Source organism: Anaerolineales bacterium (assembly GCA_016928575.1).
In the GTDB taxonomy this organism is placed as follows: Bacteria; Chloroflexota; Anaerolineae; order Anaerolineales; family RBG-16-64-43; genus JAFGKK01.
In genome coordinates, this window is record JAFGKK010000099.1 from 1 (window position 1) to 16,595 (window position 16,595).

Annotated in this window: 17 protein-coding genes and 1 tRNA gene; 14 read left to right on the plus strand and 4 right to left on the minus strand. The window is 63.3% G+C overall.

What is annotated here, in order from left to right; translation table 11 throughout:
• Positions 1–87 (minus strand) — tRNA-Ser (locus tag JW929_12490).
• A gap of 74 nt (positions 88–161) precedes the next feature.
• Positions 162–1,955, minus strand: coding sequence for a tetratricopeptide repeat protein (locus JW929_12495; protein ID MBN1440218.1), 1,794 nt, complete (start codon positions 1,953–1,955; stop codon positions 162–164).
• Positions 1,956–2,062: 107 nt separating this feature from the next.
• On the opposite strand from JW929_12495, the gene JW929_12500 reads away from it, so the two are divergent.
• From JW929_12500 to JW929_12540, 9 genes are all read left to right on the plus strand, one after another.
• Complete coding sequence (locus JW929_12500; GenBank protein MBN1440219.1) at positions 2,063–2,956, plus strand: peptidylprolyl isomerase; 894 nt, start codon at positions 2,063–2,065, stop codon at positions 2,954–2,956.
• Between the two features lie 109 nt (positions 2,957–3,065).
• Entirely contained in the window at positions 3,066–3,773 is a 708-nt protein-coding gene (locus tag JW929_12505; protein MBN1440220.1) for a hypothetical protein, read from the plus strand.
• Between the two features lie 13 nt (positions 3,774–3,786).
• Positions 3,787–4,458, plus strand: coding sequence for a hypothetical protein (locus JW929_12510; GenBank protein ID MBN1440221.1), 672 nt, complete (start codon positions 3,787–3,789; stop codon positions 4,456–4,458).
• 57 nt (positions 4,459–4,515) lie between these two features.
• Positions 4,516–5,517, plus strand: a complete 1,002-nt coding sequence (locus tag JW929_12515; protein ID MBN1440222.1) for a peptidoglycan bridge formation glycyltransferase FemA/FemB family protein — start codon at positions 4,516–4,518, stop codon at positions 5,515–5,517.
• The gene (locus tag JW929_12520; protein ID MBN1440223.1) at positions 5,514–6,635 is read left to right on the plus strand and encodes a peptidoglycan bridge formation glycyltransferase FemA/FemB family protein; all 1,122 of its coding nucleotides are present in this window, start codon (positions 5,514–5,516) and stop codon (positions 6,633–6,635) included. Before JW929_12515 ends, JW929_12520 begins: the two co-directional genes overlap by 4 nt.
• On the plus strand, positions 6,632–7,606 hold the full coding sequence (locus JW929_12525; GenBank protein ID MBN1440224.1) for a D-cysteine desulfhydrase family protein: 975 nt from the start codon (positions 6,632–6,634) through the stop codon (positions 7,604–7,606). Before JW929_12520 ends, JW929_12525 begins: the two co-directional genes overlap by 4 nt.
• Before the next feature lie 296 nt (positions 7,607–7,902).
• The gene (locus JW929_12530; GenBank protein MBN1440225.1) at positions 7,903–8,538 is read left to right on the plus strand and encodes a pyrimidine 5'-nucleotidase; all 636 of its coding nucleotides are present in this window, start codon (positions 7,903–7,905) and stop codon (positions 8,536–8,538) included.
• 106 nt (positions 8,539–8,644) lie between these two features.
• Positions 8,645–9,859, plus strand: coding sequence for a S41 family peptidase (locus JW929_12535; protein MBN1440226.1), 1,215 nt, complete (start codon positions 8,645–8,647; stop codon positions 9,857–9,859).
• 3 nt (positions 9,860–9,862) lie between these two features.
• Complete coding sequence (locus tag JW929_12540) at positions 9,863–10,597, plus strand: zinc metallopeptidase (protein MBN1440227.1); 735 nt, start codon at positions 9,863–9,865, stop codon at positions 10,595–10,597.
• 6 nt (positions 10,598–10,603) lie between these two features.
• Here the strand turns inward: JW929_12540 and JW929_12545 are convergent, their stop codons facing one another.
• Both JW929_12545 and JW929_12550 read right to left on the minus strand, forming a co-directional pair.
• Positions 10,604–12,214 carry a CTP synthase gene (locus tag JW929_12545; GenBank protein MBN1440228.1) on the minus strand — a complete coding sequence of 537 codons (1,611 nt, stop codon included), beginning with the start codon at positions 12,212–12,214 and terminating at the stop codon, positions 10,604–10,606.
• A gap of 100 nt (positions 12,215–12,314) precedes the next feature.
• Complete coding sequence (locus tag JW929_12550; protein ID MBN1440229.1) at positions 12,315–12,665, minus strand: roadblock/LC7 domain-containing protein; 351 nt, start codon at positions 12,663–12,665, stop codon at positions 12,315–12,317.
• Between the two features lie 230 nt (positions 12,666–12,895).
• Between JW929_12550 and JW929_12555 the strand changes: the two genes are divergently transcribed.
• The 5 genes from JW929_12555 (at position 12,896) to JW929_12575 (ending at position 16,406) form a co-directional block, all read left to right on the plus strand.
• Positions 12,896–13,519 (plus strand): 4-vinyl reductase, encoded by a 624-nt coding sequence (locus JW929_12555; GenBank protein MBN1440230.1) that lies wholly within the window; start codon positions 12,896–12,898, stop codon positions 13,517–13,519.
• Between the two features lie 9 nt (positions 13,520–13,528).
• The gene (locus tag JW929_12560) at positions 13,529–14,377 is read left to right on the plus strand and encodes a response regulator (GenBank protein MBN1440231.1); all 849 of its coding nucleotides are present in this window, start codon (positions 13,529–13,531) and stop codon (positions 14,375–14,377) included.
• Complete coding sequence (locus JW929_12565) at positions 14,374–15,126, plus strand: polyprenol monophosphomannose synthase (protein MBN1440232.1); 753 nt, start codon at positions 14,374–14,376, stop codon at positions 15,124–15,126. Before JW929_12560 ends, JW929_12565 begins: the two co-directional genes overlap by 4 nt.
• Before the next feature lie 11 nt (positions 15,127–15,137).
• Positions 15,138–15,767, plus strand: a complete 630-nt coding sequence (locus tag JW929_12570; protein ID MBN1440233.1) for a hypothetical protein — start codon at positions 15,138–15,140, stop codon at positions 15,765–15,767.
• A 216-nt stretch (positions 15,768–15,983) separates the two neighbouring features.
• Positions 15,984–16,406, plus strand: a complete 423-nt coding sequence (locus JW929_12575; protein MBN1440234.1) for a hypothetical protein — start codon at positions 15,984–15,986, stop codon at positions 16,404–16,406.
• Positions 16,407–16,595: the final 189 nt, after the last annotated feature.

Here is a 16,595-nt window from a genome sequence, read left to right on the forward strand (position 1 = left end):
CGGAGGGAGAGGGATTCGAACCCCCGGTGAGGTTGCCCCCACAGCTGTTCTCAAGACAGCCGCCTTAAACCACTCGGCCATCCCTCCGGGCGATGTGGGCTTCCCTCGCCGAGCCCGCGGATTGTACCATGAATTCTCCGGACAAAGCCTGAACGCCGCAATCAAGCCGCCGGGGTCGGCGTGGAATCCGGGGTGGCTTCCGGAGTGCCGCCGGCTTCGCTGCTGGGCGTGGGCGTGTTCAAGCCGAAATAATGCACGTAGGCGGTCGTCTTCCAATACTCCGGAACCCCCTCCATGTCCATCAGCTCCTGCCAGATTTGCTTGGCGCGGTCGAAGTTGTTGTAGGCTTCATACGACAGCGCCAGCCAGCCCATCGCATCCGCCTTTTCCTCCACCGTGACGGCCAGTTCGAGCGCGTGGGTGAGGGTCTTGATCGCCAAATCCGGCCGGCCGGATTCGAGCAATGCGCATCCGTATTGGAATTGGGTTGTGTACACGTTCGGCGCGCGGTCCGAAGCAATCTGCAGATCCGCCACCGCCTTCTTGTACTCCCCGATCAGCCGGTACACCTTGCCGCGGCACAAGCGCGCCTGGACGGAATTGACGTCGATATCCACTGCGCGCGCGCAGGCTTCGACCGCCTCGGGATACGATCCCGTGCCGGTGTAGGCTTCTCCCAGCCGGAGCCAGCCGAGGATTTCCTCCGGGTCGTACGTGGTGTAGACCACCAGCGGCGTGACGGCCTGGGAATACAACTCCAGCGCGTCGTAGGCTTCGCCCAGCGCGAGGTATCCTTCGAGGATGGTCGGGTCGATGATCTGGGCGCGGATGACGTTGTCGAGCGCCTTATCCGCCTGGCTGTTGCGGATCTGCGCGCGCCCAAGGCGGATCAGAACCAGGGCGTTCTCCGGCGCGATCTGGTTCGCCCGCTCCAGATCCACGAGCGCGTCCGCCCAAAGGCTGCGCCGACCGTAAAAAAAGGCGCGTTCGACGTAGGCGTCGATGTACATCGGATCCCGCTCCAGCGCCCGGGTCAGGTCCTTGTCGTAGTCGTTGTCGGGATTGTTCTGTTTGCTCCACATCGCCCGGCCGAAGTAGGCGGGCGCGTAGTTCGGATCCAGGGCGATGGCCAGCTCGTATTCCTCGGAGGCCTCCTTCATCTTCCACTGCATCCGGTAGCATTCGCCTTTTAAATAGTGGGCTTGGGCCGATTTTGGATCGACAAACAGCACTTGGTCGAGATAAGAGAGCGCCTCGTCGTAGCGCCCCTCGCGCATCGCCTCGATCGCGTCGTCGAGCGCTCCGGTGAGCGCCATCGGGGTGATCCCGTAGATCGGCGTCGGAGTCTGCTGGACCCCGACGAAGGTTTCGAAGGGAACCAAATTGGACGGATTAACGGTGCTCTTGAGGGTTGGGACCGGTTGGTAGGTGGTTTCGGGGTAGGGTCCGCCCGCCGTATCGGTTGCCGCAAGGGCCGAGGTCGGCTGCCCGCCTCCGAAGAAGGGGAACTTCAAAGCCGAGATCCTGACGTTCAACAAGGCGATGGCGACCACGATCGAGACCGCGGCGACACCCAGCACCGAGATCGCCATGTTCTCGCGGTTGCGGCGGACCTTCCACCATTCCCCCATGGAGTTGACCCTGCCGGCCGAGGAATGCGGCATCGGCGTTGTGCGGTGCTGTTTTGCCGGGCCTTCCCGTTCCGCCGCCAGCGATACCTGACCCATGACCCCCAGGCCCAAACGGGCCAGCGGATGGTTGGGCCGCATTTTCATCACCGAGCGCAGGCAATACACGCTCTCCCGTTCGCTGTCTACAACCGCGCTCATCCACAACCAATAATCCGGATTGGCGGAATCCGCCCTCAGCAGGCGGGCAAGCAGGTCGCGCGCACGGACAACCTCTCCGGCGCGTGCCGCTGCCACCGCCTCGGAAAACATCGTATCTTCAGCCATATCCGGTTGGTCCTTTCATTCTAATCCAACCCGCCGGCCCGGGTAAAGTATAATTGCCAAGGATTAATAGGCTTTTTATCCGACCCAAAGCCTCCCAACCGGTGAGCATGCAAAAAACGTTCCTGCCCTTCCTGATCGGAATTGCCCTTTTGACCGCCTGCGATCTGCAGTCGGTCTTCCACCCGGTCCCGACCGGAACCCCCACCGCGACGGCCATGGCCACTCCCACCCCCGTGCCGCTCGCCGCCAGGGTGAACGGTGAAGGAATTCCCTTGGAGGAATTCGAGGACGAAGTCGCCCGGTTCGAGGCGGCGCAGGAGCGGTTGGGGAACGATCCCGGCGCGTTGGGGGATTACCGCCGCATCGTCCTGCAGGCTATGATCGAAGAACGGGTCGCCGCCCAGGCCGCCGCCGCCCTGGGACGGACGATCCTCGACGACCAGGTGGACGCCGTCGTGGAATCCGTCCGCCAGGCTAGAAGCGGCGACGAAGGCCTCCAGGCTTGGCTGACGGAGAATTTCTACACCCTGGAGGAATTCCGCGCAGCCGTGCGCCGCCAACTCCTCGTACGGGCCGCCACCGACAGCATCGCCGATCAGGTGCCCCCCGCCGCCGAACAGGTGCATGCCCGGCATATCCTGGTCGGGAATCTCGGCTTGGCCAACACTTTGCGGGATATGCTCCTGACCGGATCCGACTTCGCTGAATTGGCGAGAACCTATTCCCAAGATTTCAGCACCAGCGCCAGCGGCGGGGACCTCGGCTGGTTCCCGCGCGGGATCCTGAACATCTCCGAAGTGGAAGAAGCCGCCTTCTCCCTCCAGCCGCTGGAGATCAGCCCGGTAGTGCAAAGCCGCCTGGGGTACCACGTCATCCAAACCCTGGAACACGAAAGCAGCCGTCCGCTCACTCCGGCCGCGCTGGAAACCCTCCGCCGGCAGGCCGTTCAGCAGTGGCTGGCACAACAAATGCAGAACGCTTCGATCGAAATATACATATAATTGGGATGCTGGGAAGAGGATCCGCCGACGACGATCGGGCCGCGGACCGGTACACGGCCGCAGGCCGCCGGGAACGGCCGCGGCGGCGGCGCAATCAGGAGGAAACACCATGAACGAAGAAGTGCCGGCGGGAAACTCCGCCCAGGGGCCGGCTTGCAGGCCGATCCTTTTCAACATCCTTTCGATCTTCTTCCTGGTGCTGTCCTGCTTGTGTCCCGCGTTCTCCGTCCTGATCTTCGCCGCCCCCGATTCGGCGCTCAATCCCCTGCGGCCGGCCGACCCCGCGACCGCGGTCCCGCCCCAGACCCCCACCCCTACGGAATTGATTCAATTCCCTCCGACGTGGACGCCCATCGCCACGCTGACCCACACGGCGACCCGCGCCCAACTCACAGCCTCCGACACCTCGGTCTATAACCTTAATCCGGATCAAACTCCGGGGCAGTTTTTCCCGTTCGTCGTCGAAGGCGTCAATCCAAGCTATTCCGCAAGCCCCAAGGGCTGCAATTGGTTGGGCGTGGCCGGGATGGTGTACGACTTGAACCGCGAGCCGTTCAACAACCTGATCGTCCAAATCCACGGGGTCCTCGGCGGGGAAACGATCGACGAGGAACAGGTTACCGGATCGCTCGGAGAGGACCGGGCCGGAGAGTTCGAATTTCAACTGGCCGGAAAACCGATCCTTTCGCTGAACTCGATGTGGATCATGCTCATGGACGGCAACCGGACCCCGATTTCGGATAAAATCGTGTTCAACACCTACGCCGGATGCGACAAAAACCTGATTACCGTGAACTTCATCCGGATCAATCCCTAGCGGAGAGAGGCGCATGTTCAGCCCAGCGCGGAGCCACGAAAATCCCACGGACAGCCGCGGCGCATGGCGCGCCGCCGTTTTCGCGGCCGTCCTGTGCGGGCCGGTTTTTCTCGCGGCATGCGGCGGCGGATCCACGCCCACGGCGGCCGGCGGAATGGCCTTCGCCACCGTCGATACCGCCCCGACGGCGGACCCGATGGCCGCGTATCCCCCGCCCGGCGATTCCGCCCAGGCCACGCCCGATCCCAAATCGGCCCCGCACGCCGCAGGAACGAACGCCGTCTACCTCCCCGCCGTCATCAACCAAAAACCCCCGCAATATCCGTTCGAGATTCAGCAAACCGGAGTGCTTGCCGTTCAGGGATTCTTCGGATGCGATTGGAGCGGAGTAGCAGGACAGGTGTTCGACCTGTCGGGAGCGCCGATCAAGAACCTCTATCTGCATCTGGAGGGATTCTGGAACGGCGCCGCGGTCTCGCGCGATGCGCTTTCCGGCAGCGCCGAACAATACGGATCGGCGGGATATGAATTCGTCCTAGGCACCCAGCCGGCGGGCAGCAGCCAAACGCTTTGGATCCAGGTCTTGGACGCCTCGCGCAAGGAAATTTCCCCCCGCGTTTACTTCGACACCTTTCAAGACTGCGCGCGGAATCTGATACTGGTGAACTTCGTGCAGGTCCGCTGAGATCTTGGCCCGCGAAAAGGAAATCCTCCGCCGGCGGGCGTTGATATAATCCTTCCCGTGGCTTCTCTCTCGGATTGGGAAACCTTCGTCCAAACGCGCCATCCCGACGCCCACCTTCTGCAAACGGCCGCCTGGGGTCGGCTGAAATCGTCCTTCGGCTGGCAAGCGGAACCCGTTCTGGCTGAAGAAAGCGGGGCGTTGATTCTTTTCCGCGCCCTGGCTTTGGGATTCTCGATCGCCTACCTTCCCCGCGGGCCGGTCCCGGCCGATCCCGCCGCGCTGTCCGGCCTTCTTCCGCAAATCGACTCGCTGTGCCGTACCCACCGGGCGGTTTTTCTGAAGGCGGAGCCGGACTTGGCGGACGGGGAAGCCGCGCAGGGGGAACTGCGCCGGATCGGATTCCGTCCGAGTCCGCACACCATCCAACCGCCGCGCACGATCCGCGTCGATCTGCGGGGATCGGAGGACGACCTTCTGGCCCGGATGAAACCGAAGACGCGCTACAACATCCGCCTCGCCGCGCGGCACGGCGTGAGCGCCTTGCCATCGGAGGACCTCGACGAGTTCATCCGGCTGATGCAGGCCACCGGCGCCCGGGATTCCTTCGCCATCCACTCCGGGGAGTATTACCGCAAAGCCTATGCGGAGTTTGCGCGTAACCGCAACGCGCTGCTGCTGCTTGCCCGCTTGCAGGAACAGACACTGGCGGGATTGATGGCCTTCACCCAGGGGCGGCGGGCCTGGTACCTTTACGGAGCCTCCTCCGACATCCGCCGCGAAGTCATGGCCCCTTACCTGCTGCAATGGGAAGCCATGCGCTGGGCCCGGAGCCGGGAATGCGAGGAATACGACCTGTGGGGAATTCCGGATGTCGACCAAGCGGCTTTGGAATCGCAATTCGCTTCGCGGCAGGACGGACTGTGGGGCGTGTACCGGTTCAAACGCGGATACGGAGGCCGGATTTGGCGGGCGACCGGCGCCTGGGACCGGGTGTATCATCCGCCGCTCTACCGCCTCTACCGCCTCTGGCTCGCCCGCCGGCCGGGAGTCCTGGCATGATTTCCTCAAGCGCGGCCGGTCCGGCCGAATGGAAGTCGGCCATAGAGCGCCTGCCGGATGCCCATGTCCTGCAGACCTGGGAATGGGGCGAATGCAAAGCGCGTTACGGTTGGACCGTCGAACGCCGGATATGGCGGCGCGGCGGCGCCGCCCTCGCCGCGGCTCAAATCCTGCGCCGCTCGGTCCGCTTCGGTCCGCTCTCGGCCTGTTTGTTCTATGTTCCCAAAGGGCCGCTCCTGGATTGGCGCGATTCGGAAACCCGTGAAGCGGTGCTGACCGACCTGGAAGACCTCGGGAAAAAGGAACGCGCCGTCCAGGTGAAGATCGACCCGGACCTCCCGCTCGGCGAGGGCTTGCCCGGCCCCTATGCGGATTCTCCGGACGCCATCGGGGCCGAAGCCGCCCGCCGGCTGACCGGCCGCGGTTGGCGGTTCTCCGCCGAACAGATCCAGTTCCGCAACACCGTCGTCCTCGACCTCCGTCAGGGGGAAGCCGACCTGCTGGCGGCGATGAAGCCGAAAACCCGGTACAACATCCGTTTGGCGCAGAGGCACGGGGTGACCGTGCGCGCGGGAACCGAAAGCGATCTGCCGCTTCTGTACCGCATGTACGCCGAGACGGCCGACCGCGATTCGTTCGTCATCCGCTCGCAGGAATATTACCTGGACGTCTGGGGCGCCATGCTGCGGGCCGGCCTGGCCCAGCCCCTGATCGCCGAAATCAACGATCTGGCGGTGGCGGCCCTGATCCTGTTCCAGTTCGCCTCGCGCGGATGGTACCTCTTCGGCATGTCGCGCGCGCTCCACCGCGAAAAGATGCCGAACCACCTGTTGCAGTGGGAAGCCGCGCGCTGGCTCAAGGGCCAAGGCTGCACGCACTACGATCTCTGGGGGGCTCCGGACGTCTTCTGCGATTCCGATCCGCTGTGGGGCGTCTTCCAATTCAAGCTGGGATTCGGCGGCGCCGTGACGCGGCACATCGGCGCTTGGGATTTCGCGCCCTCGCCCCTGCGGTATGCCGCTTACCACCAAATCCTTCCTCGGGTGTTGGACGTGACCCGCGCCTTGGCGCGCCGTCGAATCCGCCGGCAGGCAGACTCCATGAAAGGAACGCCATGAACTTGGATGTTGTTCCGCGGATTTCCTTGGCCGCCCTGCCGACTCCGGTCCAGCCGCTGGCGAACCTCTCCCGGGACCTCGGACGAAAGCTGTGGATCAAACGCGACGACCTAACCGGATTGGCGCTGGGCGGAAATAAAACCCGGAAGCTGGAATTCCTATGCGCCGACGCCCTGCGGGCCGGGGCCGACACATTGATCACCACCGGCGCGCCGCAATCCAATCACTGCCGGCAGACGGCCGCCGCCGCGGCAGCCCTCGGACTGCGTTGCGTCCTCGTGCTTGCCGGATCCCCCCAACCCGCCGACACCGGAAACCTGTTGTTGGATGCGCTGGTCGGGGCGGAATTGCGCTGGGCGGGCGATACGGAGCGCGATTCCGCCCTGCACGAGGCCTACTCGCGCGAACAATCGGCCGGGAGAAAACCGTACCGGATACCCTACGGCGGCTCCAATCCGCTCGGCGCGATCGCCTATGCGGCCGCCGTCCGGGAACTGCTGGATCAGGACATCCGTCCGGATTGGATCATCTTCGCCTCCTCCTCCGGCGGCACCCAGGCCGGCTTGACGCTCGGGGCGCGGTGGTTCGGTCTGAAAAGCCGCATCCTGGGCGTCAGCGTGGATTTGCAGGCCGCCCCGTTGCGCCGCAAGGTTCACGCCCTCGCGGCCGAGACGGTGAACACCGTCCGAATCGGGGATGCCGTCCCGGAGGAATCGATTCTCGTCGATGACCGGTTTCTGGGCGGCGGATACGGAAAGGCCGGCGCCTTGGAGTGCGACGCGATCCGCTTGTTCGCCCGGCGGGAGGCCATCCTGCTGGACCCCGTCTACACCGGCCGCGCGGCGGGAGGGATGCTCGAGATGATCCGCCGCGGCGAGATCGGCGAATCCGAATCGATACTCTTCTGGCACACCGGCGGCACTCCCGCCCTCTGGGCGTACGCGAAGGAGATCGGAGGTCCGCGCGATTAGGGATCCCGATCTGGCAGGCTGTTGTCCTCCCGGCACAATTCCAGCCGGGATCCAGAACATCCCCGACAGGAACCGCTCATTTTGCTCTTGGATACCGATTAGGAACACTACGGTTTGACCGTGTTCTGAGGCTTTTCTCGATCTGGTAGACTGTTGTCATTCTGGCGCCTGCCCCCGATGTTCCGCTTGCCGGGGACGATCGCGGCCGGGGTCCGGATCACCCGCGAGTGCAACTGCATCGTTTGCTTCGGGATCCCGGCCGAGACCCTGCCGGATCAACGGATACATTCCTGAGAATGCCATCTGATTCTTGCTGCGTCTTCTTCGATGTCGACGACACCCTCTACCCGCCGGAACGGGGCGTGTGGAACCAAATCGGGTTGCGGATCAACCGCTACCTCGTGGAACGGGTCGGAATTCTCGAAAGCGAGGCGGAACGCCTGCGCCAACGCTATTTTTTGGAATACGGAACAACCTGCAAGGGCCTGCAGGCCGAGCACCGGGTGGATCCGGAGGAGTATTACCGCTTCGTGCATGATTTCCCGCTTGACCGGTATTTGTCGCCCGATCCGTCGTTGAAGGCCATGCTGGCCGCGGTTCCGGCGAAGAAGGTCATCTTCTCCAACGCCGACCGGCCCTACATCCAGCGGGTGCTTTCCGCGCTCGACGTGGCGGAGGCCTTTGACGGAATTATCGACATTTTCGCGACGGGTTTCGCCTGCAAGCCGATGGACGCGGCCTACCGGATCGCCGCGGAAAAGACCGGTTCGCCCCAGGCGGCGGACTGCATGCTGATCGACGACCAACCGCGCAACCTGCGGACGGCGCGCGGAATGGGTTGGAAAACCGTTCTGGTGCACTCCCCGGACCGGGACGGATCGGCGGACCATCATTTCGACTCGATCCATCGAGTTGCGGAATTGTTCCGGTGAAGCGAACCGGCCCGATTCTCCGGGCGTTCTAATGGTTTCCTTATCCTTCTTGTGGTAATAATATCCCAGCGGTCCGCCGCATCCGCACGCAATAGGAGCCGATTCCATGCAGCCCTTGACTTTCGAACCGGAAACCCAGCCCCGGAATCCCTTCCGGGCCCTGCTGATCGCCGCCGCAGCAGTCTGGTTGGCGCTGTGCATCGGCTCCACCTCGGTCGGAGTCGGCTTCCTCATCGGCCGGTCGACCGGAACCGATTCGAGCGGCGTGTTCGGCCCCTTCTTCCAAGCCTGGGATCTGATCCACACCCGGTACGTAAACCAGCCGGTGGACGACGCCCAACTGATCCAGGGCGCGATCCGCGGGATGATGGAATCCCTGGGCGATCCGCATTCCGCCTACATGCCAGCCGAAACCTACGCCATGGCGACCGAGGTGTTGGGAGGCTATGTCGGGATCGGGGTGAGCGTCGACTCGACCGGCCCCTTCCTTGAGATCGTCGAGATTTTCCCGGGGTCCCCGGCGGAAGAGGCGGGGTTGGAACCGGGCGACCAAATTGTAAAAATCGACGGCGAGGACCTGACCGGCAAAGGCGCGGAATACGCCAAGGCGCAACTGGTCGGGGAGGCCGGAACCCACGTGCGGTTGGGCGTTTCGCGGGAGGGCGAATCCGAGCTTCTGGAGTTCGACCTGGTCCGAGCCGAAATCGATCCCCCCGTGGTGTACAGCAAGATGCTGGACGACGGAATCGCCTATGTCTACCTCAGCCTGTTTTCCGACGGCGCCGACGCCCAGATGAAGAAGGCCTTGGCCGACCTCCTCGCGCAGGAGCCGCAGGGATTGGTCTTAGATCTGCGGCAGAACATCGGCGGATACGTGGATACCGCCGTCGCGGTGGGCTCGCAATTCCTGGCGGCCGACACCCTGCTCTTCACCGAGAAAACCGGCGGCGGCTCCGAAGAATTTTTTTACAGCGCCCCCGGCGGGCTGGCCGTGGAGATCCCACTGGTGGTGCTGGTCGACGGCGGCACGGCTTCCGCCGCGGAGATCGTCGCCGGAGCGATTCAGGACCATCGCCGCGCCCTGCTGGTGGGGACGACCACCTACGGCAAAGGATCGGTGCAGGAGTGGATCCCCCTGATGAACGACATGGGCGCCGTCAGCATCACCGTGGCGCTCTGGTATACGCCGAGCGGGAGGCAGATCTCCAAAGCGGGATTGACTCCCGACGTCGAGGTCGGCATCACCGAAGAGCAATTCCAGGCCGGGGAGGATCCCCAGCTCGCCCGCGCGCTGGAGGTTCTGAAATCCGAAAGGAGTTGATCCATGTTTTTCTACGATCCGACCTACCTGTGTTTCATGCTGCCGGCGATCCTCCTGATGATGTTCGCCCAATGGAGGGTCAGCCATGCATATTCTAAGTGGGGAAAAGTACGCAATACGCTCAACCTGACGGGATTGGACGCCGCGCGCCGCCTGCTGTCGTCCGGCGGGATTGGGGGCACCGGGCTTTCCACGGCCGAGGGTTTGGCCGGAGTGCGGGTGGCGGGCATCGGGGGACAGTTGACCGACCGGTACGACCCCTCCAACAACACGCTGTACCTCTCCCAGGGGGTGGCGCAAACGCCGTCCGTCGCCGCCATTGCCGTCGCGGCGCACGAGATCGGGCACGCCATCCAGCAGGCGGAAGGATACGCGCCCCTGCGGCTGCGCAGTTTGCTGGTTCCGGCGGTGAACATCGGATCCTACCTGGGATGGATTCTGATCTTCGGCGGACTGGTGCTGGGGATCCTGCAGATCGCGTGGCTGGGCGTGCTGTTCTTCTCCCTGGGAGCGGTCTTCGCCCTGGCCACGCTGCCGGTCGAGTTCGACGCCAGCCGGCGCGCGCGGGCGATCCTCGCCGAAAACGGGATGCTTCCCGGCGCGGAAGACATCCGCGGAGTGAACGAAGTGCTCAACGCCGCGGCGATGACGTACGTCGCCGGCCTGGCGACGGCGGTCATGCAACTCCTGTATTACGTCACCTTGCTGGGCGGGATGGGCGGCCGGCGCCGGAGTTGATCCCCCTCACCGCTTGGCGCGTCGGATCGCCGCATCCAAGAACGCACGGAACAGCGGATGCGGCCGGTTCGGCCGGGAGAGAAATTCCGGGTGGAACTGACTGCCGAGCATGAAGGGATGGCCGACAAGCTCCGCGATTTCCACCAACCGCCCGTCCGGCGAGAGGCCGGAAAACACCATGCCCTTCGCCTCGAACCGCTCACGGTAGGCGTTGTTGAATTCAAACCGGTGGCGGTGGCGTTCCTGGACCTCCTGAGCGGATCCGTACGCCGCCGCCGCTTTCGTTCCCGGTTGCACCCGGCAGGGGTATAGGCCCAGCCGCATTGTTCCGCCCATATCGGTGATGTCGCGCTGTTCGGGCAGCAGGTCGATCACCGGATAGGGCGTGTTTTGATCGAATTCCGTGGAATGCGCCCTCTCGTCGTCCAGCGCGTAACGGCCGAATTCCACCACCATCACCTGCATTCCCAGGCACAACCCCAAGTAGGGGATCTTTTGCTGGCGGGCGAAACGGGCGGCCTGGATCTTCCCCTCGATTCCGCGGGTTCCGAAGCCTCCGGGCACCACGATGCCGTCCGCCTGCGCCAGCAGGTCGGCTCCCTTGCCCTTTTCCAACTCGGTCGAATGGACCCAGAGAATTTGCACGTCGTATCCCAGCGCCACGCCGGCGAGTCGAAGCGACTCGCGCACGCTCATGTAGGCGTCCTGCAGTTCCACATACTTCCCCACCAGGGCGATCTTCACCTTGGGCCGCTCGCGGGTGAGCTCGCCGACCAGATGCTTCCACTCCTTCCACTCCGGCCGGCGGCGGGTCTCCAGCCCCAATCGATCGACGATCAGATCCCCCACCCCCGCCTCCTCCAGCACGAGCGGCGCCTGGTAAATCGTCGGCAGGGTCATCAAGGGCACGACGGCGCGCGGCTCCACGTCGCAAAACAGCGCGATCTTCGACTTCAAGCCCGCGTCCATGGGCAAATCGGAGCGGGCGACGATCATATCCGGCTGGATGCCGATCGAGCGCAATTCTGCGACGGAGTGCTGGGTGGGCTTGGTCTTCAATTCGCCGGTCGCGCCGATGTGCGGCAGCCAGGTGACGTGGACGAAAAAGGCGTTTCCCCGGCCCACGTCGGAGCGCATCTGGCGCAGGGATTCGAGAAAGGGAAGCGATTCAATGTCGCCGACCGTTCCCCCCACCTCCACCAGAACGATTTCGGCGTCCAGGCTTTTGGCCACCAAGCCGATCCGGCGCTTGATTTCGTTGGTGATGTGCGGAATCACCTGGATCGTCCCGCCCAGGAAATCCCCGCGGCGCTCCTTGGCGATGACCTCGGCGTACACTTGGCCGGTGGTCACGTTGCAGACCCGGTTCAGGCGGCAATCGATGAACCGCTCGTAATGTCCCAGGTCGAGGTCGGTTTCGGAGCCGTCGTCGAGCACGAAAACTTCCCCATGCTGATAGGGACTCATCGTCCCGGGGTCGACATTGATGTACGGATCCAGTTTTTGGACGGCGACGCGGAAACCGCGCTCGCGGAGCAGCAACCCGATGGCCGCCGCCGTGACGCCCTTGCCGACCGAACTGACCACACCGCCTGTGAAAAAAACGTATCTGGTCACGCGTCCCTCCCGGGAAGCTTAAATGGCGGCGGGGAGGCCGATGCCAACCGCCTCCCCGCCGGATCCGGTTTTTGAATGGAATGCCGGACAGCGCAAAACCCTATCCGACCATTTTCGCCAAATCGTCCGCCGCACGGCGGATCTCCAGGAAGACCAATCCCAATTTGGCGCTTTCCCGCGCCAAAACGGTGAGGACCGCCTCCGCACCGACGGCGGTGAGCAGAACGTAGCCCTTATCCCCGTGGATATACACCTGCGAGAGCGTTCCGCGGCCCAATTCTCCCGCAATCCGTTCCCCCAAACTGAGCATGGCGGCCGACATGGCCGAGACCCGGTCCTCCTCCACGCTTTGGGGGAGGGAGGAGGCGATGATTAAACCGTCGACACTGACGACTGCGGAGGCTTCCACATCCGGAGTGCTGGCCTGCATATCCCGCAGGCGGGTCACCATCTGGTCCACTCGGGTCTTTTGAACCATTCACCGCCTCTTTCTAAAGACCATGGAGCTTAAAATGTCGGGGTGATGATACCATATCCGCCCGGCACGGGCAAGCATTTTACCCGCGGCGGATGTTTTTTTTCTCCGTCCGAACCGTCATTCATTCGCTTTTCGCTTGACATCCCCCATCCGCTATGCTACATTCCCCCGCACGGATCTCCCGACAACGCGGAGACAGAACGATGTCCGTTACCGCCGCCGGAAAATACCTTCCCAACCGAATACTGTTCCAATTCCGCCGGGCTCTGGATGAGACGATCGGCCGCACCGCCGCCGAGCTGGTATGGCGGGAGGCCGGCCTCCGCAACGAATGCTTCGCTCCGGACTCGGACGACCTGCAGAAGGCGGTGGATTTCTCCTGCTTTGCGGCGCTGGCCGCGTCGGTCGGGAAGGAATACGGGGAGAGCGGAGCGCGAGCGGTCTTGCTGCGATGCGGGCGGGCCGCCGCCGTCGGAACCCTGCGTTCGACTGCGGCGATCGCCGGCTTGGACGGAACGCGGTGGTACGGGCGGACCGGCCTCCGTGGAAAGGGGCAAGACTTGCAGGCCGCCGCCCGATTGTGGGGCCTGCTCAGCGACATGGAATGCCGCCTGGAAACCGGACCCGGCCTCTGCCGATTCCGAGTCTCGGCGTGTCCGGAGTGCGCGGGCCGCCGCGCCGACCGGCCGATCTGCCACGGCGTCGGGGGGCTTTTCCGCGGGATGCTGGATTGGTTCGGCGCGGATCCGGCGTTGCCTGTCACGGAAGACGAGTGCCTTGCCTGCGGAGGCGCCGAATGCGTGTTCTCCGTTCCGGGCGATTTCTAAGGATTGCCCATGGCAGAAAAACCTCTGCTCCTTATCGTCGAGGACGATCCCGGAACGGCCAGCCTGTTGGAAACGTATTTTCAATCGCAGGGATGCCGGACGGAATGCGTGCGCCACGGCGAGGAAGCGGAGCCGCGGGCGCTGGAATCCCGCCCGGACATCGTCCTGCTCGACATCCGCCTGCCGGGCATCGACGGCTTTGAAGTCGCGCGCCGGCTGCGCAAACAGCGGCGCACCTCCGCCATCCCGATCCTGATGTTGACCGACCTGCAGGACCGCAGCGACCGCCTGAAGGGATTGGAGGCGGGCGTCGACGACTACATCGGGAAACCGTTCGACCTTCAGGAGATCGGCCTGCGGGTCCGCAACACGATCGAGCGGGCCGGCCGGAAGCGGACGGCCAATCCGGTGACCAGTCTGCCGGAGGGAAAACCGGTGGAGGACGGCCTGCAGCGGGCCCTGCTTCAGCCGGAATGGTCGATCGTCACCGTTCGCCTGGATGGATTGGATTCGTTCCGCGCCGGGCGCGGATTCCCCGTCGCCGACGACATGCTTCGGGAAATCGGCCAGGCGTTGCAGAACGCGGCCGCCGCCCAGCTGAAAGTCGGCGCCTTGGTGGGCCACCTCGCCTTCGATGAATTCATCCTCCTCAGCGATATGCCCGCGCTGTTCGACTTCGCCAAAACCGTGGCGTCGAAGTTGACCGAAGCCGCCCAGGCGTTCTACCCCGTGATGGGATCCCAGCCGACGCCGGAAATCCGGTTTCTGTTCCGCTTTTTGTCCTCTTCCGACGGCACCTACCCGTCGCTGGATTCGCTTCAAAACGCGCTGGACCAGTCTCCCTATAGGACGTTATGACCATTCAATCCCTTTCGATCGTCATCCCGACCTACAACGAAGCCAACAACCTGACGGCCATGCTGGCCGCCTTGCGGGCGCTGCCCTTCCCGGTGATGAACATCATCGTCATCGACGACAACTCACCCGACGGGACCGGCGCCCTGGCGGAAAGCCTGGCGGCCAAACCGGAAAACCGGATGACGGTCATCCGCCGGCCGGGGAAATTCGGCTTGGGCACCGCCTATCAGGCCGGATTCCGCGCCGCCATCGCCCAGCGCACCGAAGCCATTGCCCAGATCGACTGCGATTTCTCGCACCCTCCGGACGCCCTGATCCGCATGGCGGACCTGCTGGGTTCTTGCGATGTCGTCGTCGGATCCCGCTACGTTCCCGGAGGCGGATTGGACAAGCGCTGGGACATCGGCCGCAGACTGCTTTCGCGCTGGGCGGTGTTTTACGCCCGGACGATCCTCGGATTGAAGGTCCACGATCCGACCGCCGGATTTAAACTTTGGCGCCGGGATACGCTGATCGGCATCGACCTTAATCGAATCCGCTCCAACGGGTACATTTTCCTGGTCGAGATGGCTTTCCTCACGCAGAAACTCGGATACCGGGTGTGCGAGATTCCGATCCATTTCGAGGACCGCCGGATCGGCCAATCCAAAATGACCATGGGCGTGAAACTCGAAGCGGCATGGCGGGTGTGGCAGCTCCGGCTGCGCCACAGCCGGCTCCAACCCAAGGACCGTGCGCTCGATCCGTAGAGGAGATCTCGATGCTCACCGAAAAATGCCCGTTCTGCGGTTCCTTCAACGACGTCAACGCCGCCGAATGCTATTTCTGCCACAAGGAGCTGCCCGATACGCCCGGCCATAAAAAGAAGCGCTCCCCGAAAAAGGAACAAAAGCAATCGATCACCCTGCCCTCCCCGACGGCGGGCTTGAAGCGCAAATCGCCTCCGGGTTGCCTGATCATGCTGTGCGTGTTTCTCTTTGTCGCCTGCGCCGCGGTCGCCTTCCAATACTTCAACAACGATAACCAAATCATCGATCTGGCGAATTGGCTTCCGGCCAGCGAAGCGGGCTCGTACGTTTCCTACTACCTCCAGGAAACCGGCAAAAACATCATCCGGCTGTGGGAGTATCCCGCCATTGCGATCTGCTCCATCGCCATGGTTCTGATCCTGTGCTACGGACTGTTGAACCTGCGCAAGTGGGCCCGCGCCCTCGGCCTCATGCTGTTCCTGCTTCTGCTGGCGGCCAACTTCGCCTTGTTCGTCTCCATCGTGCGGCATTACGACGGGACCCCGATCGGCAACATCAATTTCATCGCCATCCTGTTGGGAATCGGGTTGAACATCTATTGCCTGGCGTGGCTGTTCGAGCACAAGAAGACTTTCGAGTAGCGACCCTCCTCCGGGGATCCGCCCGACCCGATGAATCCAACTCCGGTTGGCCCTCCAAGAGGCGCGCCGCAGCCGCAAACCCCGGCCAACATCGAACGGGGTTCTCCGGACACCGCCCCGATGCTTCGCCCGGCGGCTCCGCGAATCGGGAGTCTCCCAAACACGTTTCCCGGGAAAAAACATCCGGCCGAGTATCCACGTCCGGGCTGTGTGACCGTGTTGATTCTGTGGTTGTTGTTGAATGGGTTGTTGGGAATCTGCTCTGCTTTGTATATGCCGTCTGTGATTGCGAACGACTCGGACTACCTCGCCCGCGAATATTCGGGGTTGTTCCGGGTGATGTCCCCGCAACTGCGGGATTTTTTTCCGTGGGTTTACAAATACCGGCTTGTGGTCATCTTCCTGAATTCGGTGGTCAACCTCATCGCCGCATGGGGGCTGTGGACGATGCGGAATTGGGCCCGGATCATCATCCTCGCAACTCAGGGGTATGTTCTGGCGCTCGGCTTGTTCTTTTTATTTTTATTGATTGCCGCTTCGGGCGGTAATCTGCTGGTCTGCGGGCTCTCGGTCGTCTCGCTTATCCTGCCGGGGTGGATTTTTCTGTGGTTTTTCTTAAACCGGCGGAAATTCCATTAAGCCGGCGATCTGCCCCACCCACAACCGTTGCCCACGGGGGTCCATAATCTCCGCGTCAAGTCGCATCCAACGCCACCAACCGCTCCTCCCTCCCGCCTTTCGGGATTATGCAACATTCTTTCTGTAAAATGGTCGGTGCCATCGGGTGATCCGGATTAATTGATGGGTTCTTCCCTCCCAGGAAATGTC

Coding starts and splice junctions, on each gene's coding strand:
- JW929_12510 (MBN1440221.1), top strand. CDS start 3,787: ATGTTCAGCCCAGCGCGGAGCCACGAAAATCCCACGGACAGCCGCGGC.
- JW929_12570 (MBN1440233.1), top strand. CDS start 15,138: ATGCTCACCGAAAAATGCCCGTTCTGCGGTTCCTTCAACGACGTCAAC.
- JW929_12495 (MBN1440218.1), bottom strand. CDS start 1,955: ATGGCTGAAGATACGATGTTTTCCGAGGCGGTGGCAGCGGCACGCGCC.
- JW929_12505 (MBN1440220.1), top strand. CDS start 3,066: ATGAACGAAGAAGTGCCGGCGGGAAACTCCGCCCAGGGGCCGGCTTGC.
- JW929_12560 (MBN1440231.1), top strand. CDS start 13,529: ATGGCAGAAAAACCTCTGCTCCTTATCGTCGAGGACGATCCCGGAACG.
- JW929_12535 (MBN1440226.1), top strand. CDS start 8,645: ATGCAGCCCTTGACTTTCGAACCGGAAACCCAGCCCCGGAATCCCTTC.
- JW929_12565 (MBN1440232.1), top strand. CDS start 14,374: ATGACCATTCAATCCCTTTCGATCGTCATCCCGACCTACAACGAAGCC.
- JW929_12555 (MBN1440230.1), top strand. CDS start 12,896: ATGTCCGTTACCGCCGCCGGAAAATACCTTCCCAACCGAATACTGTTC.
- JW929_12530 (MBN1440225.1), top strand. CDS start 7,903: ATGCCATCTGATTCTTGCTGCGTCTTCTTCGATGTCGACGACACCCTC.
- JW929_12500 (MBN1440219.1), top strand. CDS start 2,063: ATGCAAAAAACGTTCCTGCCCTTCCTGATCGGAATTGCCCTTTTGACC.
- JW929_12550 (MBN1440229.1), bottom strand. CDS start 12,665: ATGGTGACCCGCCTGCGGGATATGCAGGCCAGCACTCCGGATGTGGAA.
- JW929_12540 (MBN1440227.1), top strand. CDS start 9,863: ATGTTTTTCTACGATCCGACCTACCTGTGTTTCATGCTGCCGGCGATC.
- JW929_12520 (MBN1440223.1), top strand. CDS start 5,514: ATGATTTCCTCAAGCGCGGCCGGTCCGGCCGAATGGAAGTCGGCCATA.
- JW929_12525 (MBN1440224.1), top strand. CDS start 6,632: ATGAACTTGGATGTTGTTCCGCGGATTTCCTTGGCCGCCCTGCCGACT.